The 16,125-nt window shown below is 39.2% G+C and carries 14 protein-coding genes; 2 read left to right on the top strand and 12 right to left on the bottom strand.

Annotated elements, in window-relative coordinates; genetic code table 11:
* The 4 genes from ACWIB3_RS04405 to ACWIB3_RS04390 are packed head-to-tail and all read right to left on the bottom strand — an operon-like array spanning position 1 to position 5,587.
* Positions 1-1,698, bottom strand: coding sequence for a sodium:solute symporter family transporter (locus tag ACWIB3_RS04405; RefSeq protein ID WP_185213029.1), 1,698 nt, complete (start codon positions 1,696-1,698; stop codon positions 1-3).
* Positions 1,699-1,729: 31 nt separating this feature from the next.
* Positions 1,730-3,226: an L-arabinose isomerase gene (araA, locus tag ACWIB3_RS04400; RefSeq protein ID WP_454290992.1), complete on the bottom strand. Its 1,497-nt coding sequence runs from the start codon at positions 3,224-3,226 to the stop codon at positions 1,730-1,732.
* A gap of 29 nt (positions 3,227-3,255) precedes the next feature.
* Complete coding sequence (locus ACWIB3_RS04395) at positions 3,256-3,948, bottom strand: L-ribulose-5-phosphate 4-epimerase (protein WP_185213031.1); 693 nt, start codon at positions 3,946-3,948, stop codon at positions 3,256-3,258.
* Complete coding sequence (locus ACWIB3_RS04390) at positions 3,941-5,587, bottom strand: ribulokinase (protein ID WP_454290991.1); 1,647 nt, start codon at positions 5,585-5,587, stop codon at positions 3,941-3,943. The genes ACWIB3_RS04395 and ACWIB3_RS04390 overlap by 8 nt, the downstream gene beginning before the upstream one ends.
* 284 nt (positions 5,588-5,871) lie before the next feature.
* Between ACWIB3_RS04390 and ACWIB3_RS04385 the strand changes: the two genes are divergently transcribed.
* Positions 5,872-6,033, top strand: a complete 162-nt coding sequence (locus ACWIB3_RS04385; RefSeq protein ID WP_185213033.1) for a hypothetical protein — start codon at positions 5,872-5,874, stop codon at positions 6,031-6,033.
* Positions 6,034-6,109: 76 nt separating this feature from the next.
* Here ACWIB3_RS04385 and ACWIB3_RS04380 read toward each other — a convergent pair whose 3' ends face one another.
* The gene (locus tag ACWIB3_RS04380; RefSeq protein ID WP_454290990.1) at positions 6,110-7,228 is read right to left on the bottom strand and encodes an acyltransferase family protein; all 1,119 of its coding nucleotides are present in this window, start codon (positions 7,226-7,228) and stop codon (positions 6,110-6,112) included.
* Positions 7,229-7,420: 192 nt separating this feature from the next.
* Positions 7,421-9,727: a tetratricopeptide repeat protein gene (locus tag ACWIB3_RS04375; protein ID WP_454290989.1), complete on the bottom strand. Its 2,307-nt coding sequence runs from the start codon at positions 9,725-9,727 to the stop codon at positions 7,421-7,423.
* Positions 9,728-9,970: 243 nt separating this feature from the next.
* On the opposite strand from ACWIB3_RS04375, the gene ACWIB3_RS04370 reads away from it, so the two are divergent.
* Positions 9,971-10,351: a nuclear transport factor 2 family protein gene (locus tag ACWIB3_RS04370; protein WP_454290988.1), complete on the top strand. Its 381-nt coding sequence runs from the start codon at positions 9,971-9,973 to the stop codon at positions 10,349-10,351.
* A 51-nt stretch (positions 10,352-10,402) separates the two neighbouring features.
* Here the strand turns inward: ACWIB3_RS04370 and ACWIB3_RS04365 are convergent, their stop codons facing one another.
* The 6 genes from ACWIB3_RS04365 to ACWIB3_RS04340 form a co-directional block, all read right to left on the bottom strand.
* Positions 10,403-11,386 (bottom strand): aldo/keto reductase, encoded by a 984-nt coding sequence (locus ACWIB3_RS04365; RefSeq protein WP_454290987.1) that lies wholly within the window; start codon positions 11,384-11,386, stop codon positions 10,403-10,405.
* Between the two features lie 67 nt (positions 11,387-11,453).
* On the bottom strand, positions 11,454-12,251 hold the full coding sequence (locus tag ACWIB3_RS04360) for a M90 family metallopeptidase (RefSeq protein ID WP_454290986.1): 798 nt from the start codon (positions 12,249-12,251) through the stop codon (positions 11,454-11,456).
* A 134-nt stretch (positions 12,252-12,385) separates the two neighbouring features.
* Positions 12,386-14,023 (bottom strand): chaperonin GroEL, encoded by a 1,638-nt coding sequence (gene groL, locus ACWIB3_RS04355; RefSeq protein ID WP_454290985.1) that lies wholly within the window; start codon positions 14,021-14,023, stop codon positions 12,386-12,388.
* Between the two features lie 95 nt (positions 14,024-14,118).
* On the bottom strand, positions 14,119-14,394 hold the full coding sequence (locus tag ACWIB3_RS04350; RefSeq protein ID WP_185213040.1) for a co-chaperone GroES: 276 nt from the start codon (positions 14,392-14,394) through the stop codon (positions 14,119-14,121).
* Positions 14,395-14,629: 235 nt separating this feature from the next.
* Positions 14,630-14,998: a preprotein translocase subunit SecG gene (secG, locus tag ACWIB3_RS04345; protein ID WP_454290984.1), complete on the bottom strand. Its 369-nt coding sequence runs from the start codon at positions 14,996-14,998 to the stop codon at positions 14,630-14,632.
* Positions 14,999-15,011: 13 nt separating this feature from the next.
* On the bottom strand, positions 15,012-16,121 hold the full coding sequence (locus ACWIB3_RS04340; RefSeq protein WP_185213042.1) for a hypothetical protein: 1,110 nt from the start codon (positions 16,119-16,121) through the stop codon (positions 15,012-15,014).
* Positions 16,122-16,125: the final 4 nt, after the last annotated feature.

The following is a 16,125-nucleotide window of genomic DNA, read 5'->3' as shown; positions in this document are numbered from 1 at the left end:
TTACCAAAACTTAACATACAATGCTCCTACAAGGAGAATCGTAATAACCACCATAACTGTTACTGAAGGCTCCAGCTTGAACATTCTTCTGTCCAATTCTAAGCCTTTAGGATTAATTTTAGGTCCCAATAAACTGATGGAAACCATCACGATCATGGTAAACAAAAATGCAAGGCCCATACAGATCTGGAATGGGATTTCATAGTTGCCTTGTGCGTTAGGATATGCGGTATAAAGGAAGGTCTCATGGCCGAACCATGCCGGTGCGTAGTTGTTGAAAACGACCGACAGCACAAACCCGGTAATCAAACCTGCAATGGCTGCAGCGCCTGTTGTTCTCTTCCAGAACATGCCCAATAAGAACATGGCAAACACTCCTGGAGAGATAAAACCGGTATATTTCTGGATAAAGGTAAAACCACCGGCTCCGCCAATTCCCAATAGATCATCCCAGGTAAATAACAATGAAACTATGATGGACAGCACAATGGTAATCTTACCCACTCGAATCAATTTCTTCTCTGAGGCATTCTTATCCATGTATTTATTGTAAATATCCATGGTAAAGATGGTCGCTATACTATTTGCCTTTCCTGCTAAAGAAGCCACAATTGCTGCAGTGAGGGCAGCTAAGGAAAGCCCCTTCATGCCGTTTGGAAGGAATCCTAAGATTGCGGAGTAGGCATTATCAGGATTGAAATTTCCTCCTGGAGCCATTTCTTCTTGCAATGCACCGTTTTTATAGAGTACATAAGCAGCGATCCCTGGAAGCATGACGATGATAGGCATCAATAACTTTAAGAATCCGGCAAATAGGATACCTGTTCTAGCTGTCTTCAAATCGGCTCCTAAAGCACGCTGGGTGATATATTGGTTACACCCCCAATAATTTAAATTGACAATCCAGATTCCCGCAAGGTACATGCCTATGCCGGGAAGCATGAGGTATTTATTGATCTCTTCCTGCGTACTCTGTTCTGTAGGTTTATCCACTATCAGGTTAAAATGCTTGGGAGAATCCACCATCAATTGTTTAAAGCCTGCCAGCGCATCTTTCCCTAATCCGAAATGATCAGAAACGAGTGTCAATGCCACATAAGTGGTTGCCAAACCCCCAATAATCAAAACCACAACTTGTATTACATCCGTAAATCCAATAACCTTCATTCCCCCAAGGGTAATAATCACGGAAAATACCGCGAGGGCGAGCATGATAATATGGAAGTTCTCACCACCGCCTAAATTACTGATGGCCAATGCCCCTAAGTATAGAATGGAGGTCAGATTGACAAATACATAAAGGAACAACCAAAAAATGGCCATAATAAGGGCCGTTGTTTCGTTATACCGCTGCTTCAGGAACTGAGGCATGGTAAATATTTTGTTCTTGAGATAGACGGGAATAAACCAAACCGCAACGATAATCAGAGCTATGGCCGCAATCCATTCATAGGCGGCAACAGCGATACCTACAGTAAAGCCGTTACCACTCATTCCAATAAATTGCTCAGCAGAGATGTTGGAGGCAATCAAGCTGGCTCCAATCGCCCACCAGGTCAAGGATCCTTCTGCCAAGAAATAATCCTTACTGCTCTCACTTGCAGATTTCTGCCTTCTATAAATCCAATATCCATAACCTGAGACTACGATAAAGTAAATCAAGAATATGACGTAGTCAATTGTTGCGAATTTTTCCATGATTGTAGGGTTTATTATTGGTTATTGTTGCTTATTGAAGTTTGAAGAAAGCTTCACTCCATTTTAGGTTATTCTCAAAATCTTTGAGATTTGTGGATTCATCTATGACGATTAATTCTAATCCAGCGATTCTTGCAAAATCAGCTAAGTATTCGGTGGTTAAATTTTGGCTGTAAACAGTATGATGCGCCCCACCCGCATATATCCAGGCTGTACAGGCAGTTTTCATGTCTGGTTCTGGTTGCCAAAGTACCCTTGCTACAGGCAGCTTTGGAAGCTTTTCCTTGACTTCAACCCCTTTTACGGTATTCACCACTAATCTAAAACGGTCGCCCATATCCACTAAAGCAGCATTCAAGGCTTTTCCTCCTTTAGAGTTAAACACTAACCTTGCTGGATCGGATTTGCCACCGATCCCTAGCGGATGAACTTCTAACCTTGGTTTTTCTGCTGCTAAAGAAGAATCTACTTCTAACATATGGGAACCAAGAACCATTTCATTCTTAGGGTCGAAATGGTAAGTATAATCTTCCATAAATGCATTTGCACCCTCATAGCCTGTTGCCATTACCTTGCACGCTCTTACTATGGCTGGAGTTTTCCAATCTCCTTCACCAGCGAAGCCATATCCGTCCTGCATCAAACGCTGTACTGCCAAACCAGGCAATTGCAACATACCATGCAGGTCTTCAAAAGTATCGGTGAAACCTTTATAATTTCCCTTTTCCAAGAATGATCTTAAGCCAAGTTCAATTCTTGCAGCTTCAACAACTTGTTTTCTGTTTTTACCGTTTTCTAGGACATCCTCTGCAAGTACATAGGCTTGTTCGTATTCCTTCACAAGCTTATTTACCGCAGCTTCCGAAACCTGATCTATTTCAGCGACCAAATCTCCGATTCCATGGGTATTTACAGAGAAGCCGAATTTAATCTCTGCTTCAACCTTATCACCTTCAGTTACTGCTACATATCGCATATTATCTCCAAAACGAACAAATTTAGCTCCTTGCCAATCATGCCATGCTGCAGCTGCCCTGCACCAGACATTGATCTGCGAAATGACTTCTTCATCCTGCCAATGGCCTGTCACGACCTTTCTTCCGATTCGCATTCTTGACACAATAAATCCAAATTCCCGGTCGCCATGTGCACTTTGATTTAGGTTCATAAAGTCCATGTCTATGGCATCCCAAGGGATATCTCGGTTAAATTGGGTATGTAGATGCAAAAGTGGTTTTTGCATGGCCTGCAGGCCTCTTATCCACATTTTGGCAGGAGAAAACGTATGCATCCAGGTAATCAGCCCAATACAGTTTTCAGCTGCATTTGCTGCTGAAATTGTAGCGAATATTTCTTCTGAATTTCTGACGATAGGCTTGAAAATTACTTTTACTGGTATATTGGAATGATCATTAAAGTAGGCTGAGATTTCCTTAGAGTGATCTGCGGCTTGTTTTAATGTTTCTTCTCCGTACAGATCTTGACTTCCAGTGATGAACCAAACTTCTAAGTTTTTTAAGGTAGGCATGTATTTATTTTTTGAGGTTTATTGATGATTTATTGTCCATAGTAAGCATCTTTACCATGCTTTCTTTCATAGTGCTTGTTGATTAAGGAATCCTTCATTCGATGTACATCAGGGTTAATCTGTTCGGTCAGGAAGGCCATCTTTGCCACATACTCCAATACGGCTGCATTGTAAACTGCCTTTTTACCGTCCTTTCCCCAACAAAAAGGGGCATGGTTGCCAACCAACATCATTTCAACTTCCTTATAATCTAAATGGCTGTCCCTAAAATGATCGATAATCTGATATCCTGTTTGATATTCATAATTCCCTTTGATCATCTCGTCCTGCATTGGAGGAGCACATGGGATGTCCTTGGTCAGATGGTCTGCATGGGTTGTACCATAGATAGGGATATCTCTGTTGCTCTGTGCCCAAGCCGTTCCATAGGTGGAATGCGTGTGGACAATGGCCCCTATCTCTTCCCATTCTTTATATAGGACTGCATGGGTTTTCGTATCGGAAGAAGGCCTCAGATTGCCTTCGATAATGTTCGAATCAAAGTCTACTATTACCATATCGGATGGTTTTAGGTCTTCATATGGCACCCCACTTGGTTTGATCGCAAAAACCTTATTTTCCCGGTCTACGACACTAACATTTCCAAATGTAAATAGAACTAAGCCTAGCTTGGGTAATTCCATGTTGGCATCGTATGCTTCTTGTTTAATTCTGTTATACATGGTAAAGGTTATTTTCTAGTAAATCAGATAATTGGCTGTATTTCTTGTATCGTTCGGCATAGATTGGAGCAAGTTCTGGATTAGGCTGGTATTCCACATCGAACCCTTGTCCCATTTTTTCCATCGCCTCTCCAACTGTTTCATAAATACCGCCTACAACTGCTGCAAACATGGCAGCTCCCAATGCACAGGTTTGCTCAGATTTGTGGACTTTAATAGGCATATTGATGATATCAGCCATCATTTGCATCACAAAAGGAGATTTTTTCGCCACTCCCCCTAAAGCAATAATCCCCTTAACAGGAATTTGCTGATCAATAAAGCATTCCACAATTTTCTTAGCTCCAAAACAGGTCGACTCTACGACAGCACGGAACAATAAGATTACATCAGTTGATAGGTTCAGATCAAAAAAAGCTGATTTTAGGTTTTGATTCGCATATGGTGTTCTTCTGCCATTCAGCCAATCAATTGCCATTGGCTGGGAAAGCTTGGGCTTAATAGCACTTGCTTTCTCACTCAGCATAGGGATGATCTTTTTTTCAGCTTGCATAACCTGTTCATGATCCTTGCCCAGTAATTCTATCAATGGCCACATCAAAAGATCCTTAAACCAGGCATAAGCGTCACCAAATGCTGATTGTCCAGCCTCAAGGCCTGTCATTTTAGGAATAACAGAACCATTAACCTGTCCACAAATGCCTTCTACAGTAAAATCGAGCTCGCCAGGGACAACCAAGATATCACAGGTCGAAGTTCCCATTACCTTACTTAGGAAATAGGGTTCTATTTCTCCACCTACGGCCCCCATATGGCAATCAAAAGCGCCTGCTCCAACACTGACATTGGTACTCAAACCTAGCTTTTCCGCCCATTCTGCCGATAGTTTCCCAACTGACTCTGATGAACAATAGGTTCCTGTTCCTAACTTCTCGACATGTCCTTTGAGAAGTGGGTCTAATCCCTCGAAAAACTCACTTGGCGGATACCCTTGATATTCCTCTGCCCATAAACCCTTATGACCTGCTGCACAGACTCCACGCTTAACCTCATCCGCTGAATTTCCTCCGGTCAACAAAAAAGGCACCCAATCACAATGTTCTATCCATGTATATGCTTGGTCACGAATTCTTTCATCAACACGGGAAATATGCAATATTTTGGACCAGAACCATTCCGAAGAATAAACGCCACCAACATATTTTAGGTAGTTATTATCATACTTTTCTGCATGTGTATTTATTTCTTTTGCCTCTGCAACTGCGGTATGGTCTTTCCAAAGGATAAACATTGCATTAGGATTGTCAGCAAATTCCGGCAATAAGGAAAGTGGAACTCCCTCTTTATTGATGGCAATCGGAGTGGAACCCGTGGTATCAACTGAAATAGCAACTACTTGAGAAGCCCGCTCAGGCCCCGCCAGTTCTAAACATCTCTTTATCGTGGCGGTAATCCCTTCGATATAATCTAAGGGATGTTGTCGAAACTGATTCTTTTCAGCATCATTGTAAAGACCTTTGGCCCATCGCGGATAGTAAAACACATCGGAAGATACTTCCTCCCCATTATTAGCATTTACCAAAATAGAGCGTACGGAATCTGTACCAAAATCTATCCCTATGACATAATTTCCTCGCATTTTGTAATTCTGTTGGTGTTGTATTTGATAGTTTATAATTGTTCAAACCAGAGTGTTGAATCATGAAATTTTTACATTTCATAATGCAATATATTAAAAATATTTAATTAACGTCATTTTAACACTTATTTATTCAAAATATATTTTATCGCTAGGGAGTTTTTTCAAATTCTTAATTATTTAATTATTCGAGAGATAAAATAGCGCTTCATTAGTGTAGACCATACACTACAATTAAAACTTAATAGCTAGAATAAACCTTGAAGAAAGTCCAATAGCATTTAATGAAAAAGGAATATAAGCAACCTAAGATTGAGGTTACTTTAATATATACTGAAGAAGGTATTGCGGCAGGATCAGCAAAAGTTTATCCAATGAATCAAAATGGATTTATGGAAGACCAATGGATCCAAGAAGATGATGACAATCGTAATATTGATTGGTAATCTCAGCTCAAGGAAAAGAATTGAATTCGATAGGAAGCGACATTGGTATGTCGCTTTTTTTATTTTCTAATATTTGCTACCCTAGCTTAAAAAGCTTGTTTGGTTTATTTGAAACGATTCGTTGATAACTTGGAACTCTTCCACCTAATAGGAAAACAAAAACTTTAGGTATCATTTTCATCAACACAAAGTAGATGAAGCTACAAATGGCAACACATAAAATCGGAATGATCAAGTAGGCATAAAACCGGTCCCAGCCTTCCATAAATAAATGATGATTGAAAAAAAATCCTTTCAACCATTCTATGATATAAATTTCATGGAACACATAAATAAAAAAGGAAAGTGAGCTGAAGCCAGTCAATTTGTTCATGACCTCATAATTATCATTGAGATAGGCGAATAAATTGAACATGGAAATAACGCCGGCTAAAATAAACACTCTCAAAAAATATTCATGATAATCAGTCCCACTGGCCTTTAAGGAAAGATAAAGGAAAAGAAATGTCAAACCCATTGCTGGATATTTAACCTTGTCAAATAGCTTGAGCATATCTCTTTTTTCCAAAGAAAAGTAGGCTCCTAAACTAAAGAAAAATATAGCGGTCATGCTAAATCCAGGAATAGGGATCTCAATAAAAGCTAAATACAGAATGGCCAGGCTCATAATTCCATAAGCCCTGAAATACTTAATAAAATAAACTATCAGCGGGGAAATCAATACCATAACAATCAGATCTCGCAGGTACCATAATGGAAAATTTATCGGCACCTCCCAGAGATTATGGTAGAAACCAGCATTCATAAGAATCCCAAAATCATCATCAACGGGTTTACCTAACTTGATGAAAATAAAATTCTTAGAGAAAATCGCGATTCCAGTAATGATATTCCAAATAATATAAGGACTAATTATCGTCCTAAACCTGCTTCTAAACTGCTTTTTATAGAAAGGAAGAACATTTCCTGAAAAGCTTTTGAAAAAGTAAAAGCCAGAAACCAGAAAATAGCATCTAACCGAAAACTTAGCAATATGATGGGAAAACATTTCCGAAACCAAGACATAAGTGTCATTGGCGGAAATATTGAACTTTATGGTAGGATATGCAAAAGGCGCCAAATGAGCAATAACCACCAGAAAGATCAAGGGCATTCTCATTGTGTCGATAACTTTCGACAGCTTTTCACTATTCATATTGAATAATTAACAATGTACAGTAAAAGAAAAAATCTTTAATAGTTAAATTTGGCGTATTAATAAGGGCGCATAAAGGATAAACCCCTCTGTGTGATTTTAATTCATTCCAAAAGTAATGCAATATTACACATAAAAACATGTCGCGTAATAGATCATTACCGAAAAAACATAGTGAATTATGGCAGGTTACTAAAATCCTAATTTGGATAACAAGCCCGGTTTTTTCCAAGTTTGTTTAAAATGCTCTGCAATGGCATCATGATCATCATATGATAAAATATAATCTAATATTTTATGGGCTTCCTTGAGATATCCTTGTTGATAATTTACATGGGCTTTAGCCAATAGAACCTCCTCAGAAAGACTATCATAGGCCCACTGTTCCACCTTATAGATCTCTTGAAAACGATCGACCAATATATTCACTTGGCCAAGGTCATTTTGTTTGTCATATAACTTGATACCATAACTCAGCCATATCACATATTCATTGCATTCCATAGCTTCTAGGCAAAAGCCATCATAATCACTGAACATCGCCGCACCTTCCCTATATTGCCCAACTAGATAATGACTTTTGACAATCAAATAGATGGTTTTCGCCTTATCAAAGTCATTCAACAGAAAGGATTGTTTATTCTCCAGATAAAGTCTTGCCGATTTATTCACATGCTCATAATCCTCAAGTTCGTTATATGCCTGCATCAAATTATATTGGGGATTCGCTTCATCGGGATACTTCTCAGCGATTGCTAAATAGTAGTCTCGCCTCTCTGATGCAGATTTATGTTCAAATTCATGGTACAAAATAGATTCAACGGTATTTTTGGCAGCTTCAAAATCCCTGAAATCAAAATCAGAAATATCTGGGTTCTCCAAATAATGCTCGTAAATCTGGAACAGGAGTTCCTCTGCCTCAGCTTTAATATCTGAGGACATTTCCAATTTATGGTTTACAATCACCCAGTCCGCTTTATGCTGTAAGTGCCTATAATACGATGCACTTTGCTCATCGTAAATACTGAAGTAATTTTCCAGGGCTTTCTGGGCTTTGGGATAATCTTCTTGTTTCAAAAGGGCATCAATAAGGGTGTGATTTAATTCTGGGAACTCAGAATGTTTCAACCCTTCCTCTGCCACCGAAACAGCCGCAGGATAGTTGCCTAATGCAGTATAGACGATTGCCAGGTTGTTACAGCACATTGCCCAGCAATGCTCATCACCATAAAAGTCACTTTCGAAGGCAAAATCTTCAAAATACTTTCTAAATGTATCAAAGGACTGCTGGTAAAGTTTTACATCCAATACTCTCAAGCCTTCCTTAATTGCATCTTCAGCCATATTTTTCAGAAAGTCATCCAAATTAACCCCTTCGTTATAGATATCCCTTGGTAAACTTGCAAACATCGGAACTTCCTGTTCAACCAAGCCCGTGGACAACAATTGAGACTCTACCATCCTCCTCCAAGTGGTCACATCAGGATGAATACTCACCCCTTTCTTCAAAATAGAATAGGCATCATCAAAATTGCCCATCTCATATAAATAAGTGCCTACGAAATGATTTGCAGCAAAGTTATTCGGATATTTCCCTAAGAGTTCCAATCCATGTTGATAGTAATAGTCCTCAGGAACACCCAATGGCTCATAATAGTTTCTTTCAATAATTAACTGATAATAGAAAACATCCGGATTGTTATAACCCAGTTCAATTTGCTCCTTAAATCGTTGATGCCATTTCACAAAGCCTTCGAGAACCTCAGGTTCATGGTTGTCTCCTTTTATCAACTTCAACAATACTTTTAAAGCAACGTCCAAGCCATTGCCTTGGAAAGCAATCTCTGCTAAATCTAAATATTCAAGATCCTGAGGACTAACAAAGTGAAAAATTCCCTTATCAATCATTTCCAGCAATTCAACTTTCTCTGTTACCCCATCCCTGTCCAAAAGATAAACCTTCTTTATCCAGCAGATCGAGATATTGCGATCCTTTAACTCCCGGAAATCTGCAAACTCGATCTCGAAGAAAGCAATTGCCTCATTTAATGACTTCAGTAGAGCATCATCTTCTTTTAAGATCTCATATATCTTGATTTCAAATTCAAATCCGAAAACTTTGTTGAGAGGGTCCTGCTTGAGTTTTTCGGCATATCCAAGCAGTTCAGCTTTATTACTCTGGGTGAGGTCTACATTGGGTCTAGCAATTTGCTCCAGCACATATTGATTGCCTAGTTGATAATTTAATAGATTATATAAAACCTTTGGATTGTTAGGTTCATAGTTCAATACACGCTTGAGGTATGGGATTACCTGCTTTTTTATAACCTTATATGCTTGTTCAGGCCCCGCTTCTAAAGCTAAATCATGATGGGCAATCGACATCAGGTAAAGAACATCCGTATCCTTGGGATTATCTAATAAAAATTCTTCCCCCTTTTCTATACACAACTCCAGTTCCCCAGCATAAAACAACTGCTCTAATTCTTCGTAACTCATCTATTAAATTTTAATGCTAAAAGCATGTTAAGCTTAAATCAAATTTGATTCCTAAAGCAAAATACGAAAGTTAAGCCTCATTTATTATAGCTATTTTCCAAGTTTTTAAAGGTTAACATATTCATAATATACCTCTTTTTTCAACTAACTGAAAGCCAATTCAATAAAAACGAGCCTAAAAATGGGCGATATTAAAAGAGAATTCTCTTATCTTTAATTCGATCACTAAATCGAACTTACAACATGAATAGCAGGGAAGAAATAATCAAGAACTATATTAACGGCTATAATAGTTTCAACACAGAAATGATGTCTAGAGATTTAGATGAAAACCTTCTGTTCGAAAATATATCCAATGGAAATGTAACTGATTCACTTGTGGGGAAACAAGAATTTATGAATCAGGCAGAACAGGCAAAGTCCTTTTTCTCTGAGCGGCATCAAAAGATCACCGCAATGGAACACTTCGAAAACTATTCTGAAATCACTATTGAGTACTCCGCTAAACTTTCTAAAGATCTTTCACCAGAATTGAATATTGGAGACAGCATCAAACTCGACGGAAAATCAATCTTTGAATTCAGCCCAGAAAATAAGATCATTGTGTTAAAGGATATCAGTTAAATTGAACGTTATTAATCTTCTTAATAACGTTCAATATTATTCTTTTTAAGATTAAAAGGCATCAACTACCGCATTCATGAAATCCAATTCCTCTTGGGTTAGATTGAAATCCATGGCCTTCGCATTTTGAACAGACTGCTGGGCATTTCTAGCGCCAGCCAAGGCGATCGTAATACCAGGACGTTCAACGGTCCAGCGGAGGACTAATTGCGCCAAAGTAACCCCCTTATCATCTGCCAGTGGCTTTATCCGCTCCAACAAGATGTTGGTCTTCTCAATAAAATCAGGCTGGAAGTGCGGATGTTTGGCTCTATGGTCGCCCTCCTGGAACTGATGACCAACATGGATCTTACCGGTCAAAAGACCTCTTTCCAATGGACTATAGGCTAGTACAGCTTTATTATGCTTAATACAGTATGGAATGGTCTCTTCCTCCACTGCCCTGTTCACCATGCTAAAAGGGATCTGGTTAGAAACCAATGGCAAGGTCTTCTCAGCTTCAGCCATCAATTGGGCGTTATAGTTACAAACCCCAGCATATCTGATTTTTCCCTGTTCGATCAATTGGGCAACTGCTTCAAAGGTTTCATCCAAAGGGGTCGTTGAATCTGGCCAATGGATCTGATAGAGATCGATATAATCTGTCCCAAGCCTTTTTAGACTCTGTTCACATTCATAAATAATACTATCCTTTCCAGCATATTTATAGATTTCAATATCTTCACCATTGTTTTTCTTACTGTGAAAGGCGAAATCGCCTTCCGCTAAATCCCAGCGCATCCCAAACTTAGTCAGGATTTGGGTTTTATCCCTAGGGATATCCTTCAGGGCATCTCCAACAATCTCTTCGCTGGTTCCTTGTCCATAAATAGGAGCTGTATCAATAGTGGTCACACCCACCTCGTAAGCCGCGACTATAGCCTCAATGGCTTCTTTACGATCGGTCGACCCCCACATCCATCCACCTGCTGCCCAAGCCCCAAATGTAATTACCGAAGCATTGATCTCACTGTCTCCTATATACCTGTATTCCATAATATTTTAATTTTTTGTTTTGACCTATTCAATTAAACAACAGCACATTAATTAAAAATGTTTAGTATTATTCTTCTTTATTTCCATTGTATATTTCATTCAGCATGGAATATAGTTCCGGATGATCTGATTTCAACATTTTTGGTTTCTGAAAGAAATATTCCGAAACGACTGCCAAGAATTCTGCTGGATTTGTAGCAGCATAATCTCTAATATCTGACTTGTCTCTTCTGATGGCTGAAATGGTAGCTTGCATCTCCTCCAACCAAGGATGGATCAAACTTTTGGGGATCAAATATTCCGGAATTCCATCCACCTCCCCATCTGCCTTATCAATAAGGTGGACAAATTCATGGATAGCAGTATTGCTTTCCCCGTTTTGATTGAATCCGGCCATCAATGCAGAAAGCGACAGGATCATCTTTCTGTGCATGGCACCATCTCCCACCATCCCAAGGATATTTCTTTTTTCATCTTCAATATCATACTTTTCACTGAAAGTTCCTGGATAGACAAGGACTTCATCTAAGTTTTCATAAGACCAATTTTCAAAATGAAAGAGGGGAATGGTGGCACTGGCAGCTATCAGAATCCTATGTTCATCATTGATCACTGCACCTTTTTCCGGAGAAATCTTTGTGGTAGCCAAAAAATAGGAAACCCTCTTGATGAATTTACCCTGTTCAGTTTCCTTCAATTGCTTGAAGAAGTTCACTTTTTCTCGAAGCACATTTTCTATTTCACTTTCGTCTGGAATCACCTTGTTGACCACCTTTTTATTGCCCACTTTTTTCCAGATGTAGACTGCCAGTCCAATACCAATTGAAAAGACGATAAGAAGGGCAATGATATTATGAGTTTCCATATATATTTAATTGAGCTAGCACAAATTCTAATACACAAATAATGATGCGTTGAAGTCGGTAATAAACGTTTGCGGGCAAACAAAAAAGAGCTTCCCAATTGGATAGCTCTTTTGTATCTATTAAGGGATGATGATTACATCATTCCACCCATGCCACCGCCCATTGGAGGACCGCCAGCACCTACTGGGTTGTCTTCTGGTTCATCAGCAAGTACACACTCTGTAGTCAAGAACATGGAAGCTACTGAAGCAGCATTCTCTAACGCTACACGTGATACTTTAGTAGGATCGATAACTCCAGCAGAAATCAAGTTCTCAAACTTGTCTGTACGAGCATTGTATCCATAATCTGCTGTTCCTTCTTTAACTTTTTGAACGATTACTGCACCTTCAATACCTGCGTTTGCACAGATTTGACGTAATGGCTCTTCAATAGCACGTTTGATGATATCGATACCGATTTGCTCATCTTCGTTTTCGCCTTTTAAGTTAACCAAAGCTTCTGTTGAACGGATGAAAGCAACACCACCACCAGCAACAATACCTTCTTCTACTGCAGCACGAGTAGCGTGAAGAGCATCATCAACGCGGTCTTTTTTCTCTTTCATCTCTACTTCCGAAGCAGCACCAACGTAAAGAACAGCAACACCACCTGACAATTTAGCCAAACGCTCTTGCAATTTCTCACGATCGTAGTCAGAAGTTGTAGTTTCAATTTGTGAACGGATTTGAGCAACACGTGCCTTAATGTCCTCCACGTTTCCAGCACCGTTAATGATAGTTGTGTTATCTTTGTCAACAACAACTTTCTCTGCTTGTCCTAAATAAGATAATTCAGCATTTTCTAATTTGAAACCTCTCTCTTCAGAAATTACTGTACCTCCAGTTAAGATAGCGATATCTTCCAACATTGCTTTACGACGGTCACCGAATCCAGGAGCTTTAACAGCAGCAACTTTCAGTGATCCACGGATTTTGTTAACTACCAAAGTAGCTAAAGCTTCTCCGTCTAAATCTTCTGCAATGATCAATAAAGGTTTTCCAGTTTGAACTTGTTTTTCCAAGATTGGCAACAATTCTTTCATGTTGCTGATTTTCTTGTCATAGATCAAAATGTAAGGGCTTTCTAATTCCGCTTCCATTTTATCCGAGTTAGTTACGAAATATGGAGATAAGTATCCTCTGTCAAATTGCATACCTTCCACAGTTTTCACTTCAGTTTCAGTACCTTTTGCTTCTTCAACAGTGATTACTCCGTCGTTTCCAACTTTTTCCATTGCTTCAGCGATCAATGAACCGATAACTTCGTCATTGTTTGCAGAAATCGAAGCAACTTGTTTGATTTTATTGTTGTCAGCACCTACTACTTGTGATTGAGATCTTAGGTTCTCTACTACAGCAGCAACAGCTTTGTCAATACCACGTTTTAAATCCATTGGATTTGCACCAGCAGCTACCGACTTAATACCTGGAGCTACGATTGCTTGAGCTAAAACAGTAGCAGTAGTTGTTCCGTCACCCGCTTGGTCAGCAGTCTTAGATGCAACTTCCTTAACCATTTGTGCGCCCATGTTTTCCAGAGCATCTTTCAATTCGATTTCTTTTGCAACTGAAACACCATCTTTAGTGATTGCTGGAGAACCAAATTTTTTCTCAATGATTACGTTACGACCTTTTGGACCTAAGGTAACTTTTACTGCGTTTGCAAGTGTGTCAACACCTTTTTTCAGGGCGTCGCGCGCTTCTACATTATATTTTACTTGTTTTGCCATTGTTATATGAAATTGAATCTTAGGTATTAGGTTTTTTCAATAGATCTCAAACCCAAAACCTACTGTGTTTTAATTTTTTATCGTTGATTTTTTAATTACAGAACTGCGTAGATATCAGCTTCGCGCATAATTAAATATTCTTTTCCTTCATAGGTAATCTCTGTACCTGAGTATTTGCCGTACAACACTTTGTCACCTACTTTTACAGTCAATGGTTCTTCAGGTTTACCAGCACCAACAGCTACAACTGTTCCTTGGGATGGTTTTTCTTTCGCTGTGTCAGGAATATAGATACCTGATGCTGTTTTTTCTTCTGCTGGAGCAGGCTCAACTACTATTCTGTCTCCGATAGGTTTAATACTTAATGCCATAATTGTATATCAATTTTATTTTTTTCGATTACGTAACTCAAAAGCATCACTAACTATGCCAATTGAAATTAAGCAAAATATTTTGCCATTTTTGCATTAACTGTCATTTTTCATGACAGTTAACCATCATCTTAATGTCATCATGACACCAATTCCGTATCCCTCCCAAAACATAAAAACAAGAAACCCTGCCTAAAACTAGACAGGGTTCTATTTCTTTAGCTATTAAGCCTGATTACTTTGTCGTATCGGTAGCAGCTGGAGTTTCAGTTGCCGGAGTTTGAGTAGTTCCTGTTGCAGGAGTCGCCGAAGGATTAAGGTTCAAGTTAGGAGCTGTTACTGGCGCCTCAATTTGATCTCCCAAACCACCTGTGTTGGATGATGATGGACCAATAATATTTATTGCTATACAAAATACCATTAAGGCAATCGCAAAAATCCATGTTCCTTTTTCTAAAATATCACCTGTGCGTTGCACACCAATTAAATTAGCGCCACCAGAAAATCCTGAGGATAAACCTCCCCCTTTAGGGTTCTGAATCAATACAAAAAACGCTAATAATAAGCTTGCTAGAATAATTAGGATAATAAATAATACGTCCATTTCTATATTTCAATTATAACTTTTGTTCAATCTCTTTAATTCGGGTCGCAAAGTACGATTTTTTTTCTGGATTATCCGAAATTAATTTTCTAAATACCATGATCGCTTTTTCATACATCCCCTGTGTCTCGTAAATGTTCGCCAAGGTCTCGGTCACTACCTGTAATTGGTCCTCAGAACTACTACGGGCCTTATTTTCGGTATTGATGGTCTCTGCCTTTGGAGGCTGGATCTGAGGCTCCTCACGAATGAACTTCTCGATCACCTCATCCATCATCTCCGTAGACTTAAACTCTACCGTTTCCTTTTTATGTTTATCACTAAGCTTATCCGAAGGATCCTGCAAATGGAAGATATTCTCCCTGATCTGCTGATCCAATATCGCCTCATCTAATTTTTTAGGATCAAACTGACCTTTTTGCTGTTTCGGCAACACAGGCGAAGAAAAAGGCTGATAGGTATCGGCATGCTCCATCCTAGTCTTATACAGCCACCATCTAAAGCTGTATGGCATCAATTCATCGTTGTACAGACTGATATCCTCTTCCGGACTTCTTTTATTTTCTTCTTCCTGAGCAGGTACTTCTTCATCTGATTCCACAGAAACAAGCTCTTCCGACTCTACATCATGTTCCTCTTCTCCAGCATATTCCCTTTCAATATCGTACCCCGCAGCGAATTCAAATGCAGGCTCTTCCTCCTTTATCTCCTCTTCTTGACGCTCTACAACCTCATCTTCCACTTCGTCAAGATCATTTGCTGGCTCCGCGATAGTTTCTTCAACCTCTGGGATACTCTCTACATCTACTGCCTCAACTTCTGTTTCCTCTATTAGCCCATCACCGTCAAGCTCTTCATAGGCAATATAATCATCAGAGTCCACCTCTATCTCAGGGATAACCTCAATTGGTTTTTGTAAATAATCACGTAGCCAAAAAGGATTATTGGCATAGATCAAAGTCCGCTGCTTATCAATGCTTTGTCCTTCTAAAAATTTCTTGCGTTCATAGGCATATATTATAGGCTGGGAATATGGATACTTGGTCAGGAGTTGCTCAAAATCAGCAACACTAACTTCCATGGGGTTTTCCAGTGCTTTTCTAAAAATATATACTTGATCCATGTGA

The sequence above is a fragment of the Sphingobacterium sp. NPDC055431 genome (genome assembly GCF_053644255.1).
Note: the sequence above shows the minus strand (reverse complement) of the source record. Positions and strands in the feature narration are given on the sequence as shown.

Excerpts from the sequence above, each read along its gene's own strand:
- ACWIB3_RS04405 (WP_185213029.1), bottom strand. The coding sequence starts at position 1,698 with ATGGAAAAATTCGCAACAATTGACTACGTCATATTCTTGATTTACTTT.
- araA (WP_454290992.1), bottom strand. The coding sequence starts at position 3,226 with ATGCCTACCTTAAAAAACTTAGAAGTTTGGTTCATCACTGGAAGTCAA.
- ACWIB3_RS04395 (WP_185213031.1), bottom strand. The coding sequence starts at position 3,948 with ATGTATAACAGAATTAAACAAGAAGCATACGATGCCAACATGGAATTA.
- ACWIB3_RS04390 (WP_454290991.1), bottom strand. The coding sequence starts at position 5,587 with ATGCGAGGAAATTATGTCATAGGGATAGATTTTGGTACAGATTCCGTA.
- ACWIB3_RS04385 (WP_185213033.1), top strand. The coding sequence starts at position 5,872 with ATGAAAAAGGAATATAAGCAACCTAAGATTGAGGTTACTTTAATATAT.
- ACWIB3_RS04380 (WP_454290990.1), bottom strand. The coding sequence starts at position 7,228 with ATGAATAGTGAAAAGCTGTCGAAAGTTATCGACACAATGAGAATGCCC.
- ACWIB3_RS04375 (WP_454290989.1), bottom strand. The coding sequence starts at position 9,727 with ATGAGTTACGAAGAATTAGAGCAGTTGTTTTATGCTGGGGAACTGGAG.
- ACWIB3_RS04370 (WP_454290988.1), top strand. The coding sequence starts at position 9,971 with ATGAATAGCAGGGAAGAAATAATCAAGAACTATATTAACGGCTATAAT.
- ACWIB3_RS04365 (WP_454290987.1), bottom strand. The coding sequence starts at position 11,386 with ATGGAATACAGGTATATAGGAGACAGTGAGATCAATGCTTCGGTAATT.
- ACWIB3_RS04360 (WP_454290986.1), bottom strand. The coding sequence starts at position 12,251 with ATGGAAACTCATAATATCATTGCCCTTCTTATCGTCTTTTCAATTGGT.
- groL (WP_454290985.1), bottom strand. The coding sequence starts at position 14,023 with ATGGCAAAACAAGTAAAATATAATGTAGAAGCGCGCGACGCCCTGAAA.
- ACWIB3_RS04350 (WP_185213040.1), bottom strand. The coding sequence starts at position 14,394 with ATGGCATTAAGTATTAAACCTATCGGAGACAGAATAGTAGTTGAGCCT.
- secG (WP_454290984.1), bottom strand. The coding sequence starts at position 14,998 with ATGGACGTATTATTTATTATCCTAATTATTCTAGCAAGCTTATTATTA.
- ACWIB3_RS04340 (WP_185213042.1), bottom strand. The coding sequence starts at position 16,121 with ATGGATCAAGTATATATTTTTAGAAAAGCACTGGAAAACCCCATGGAA.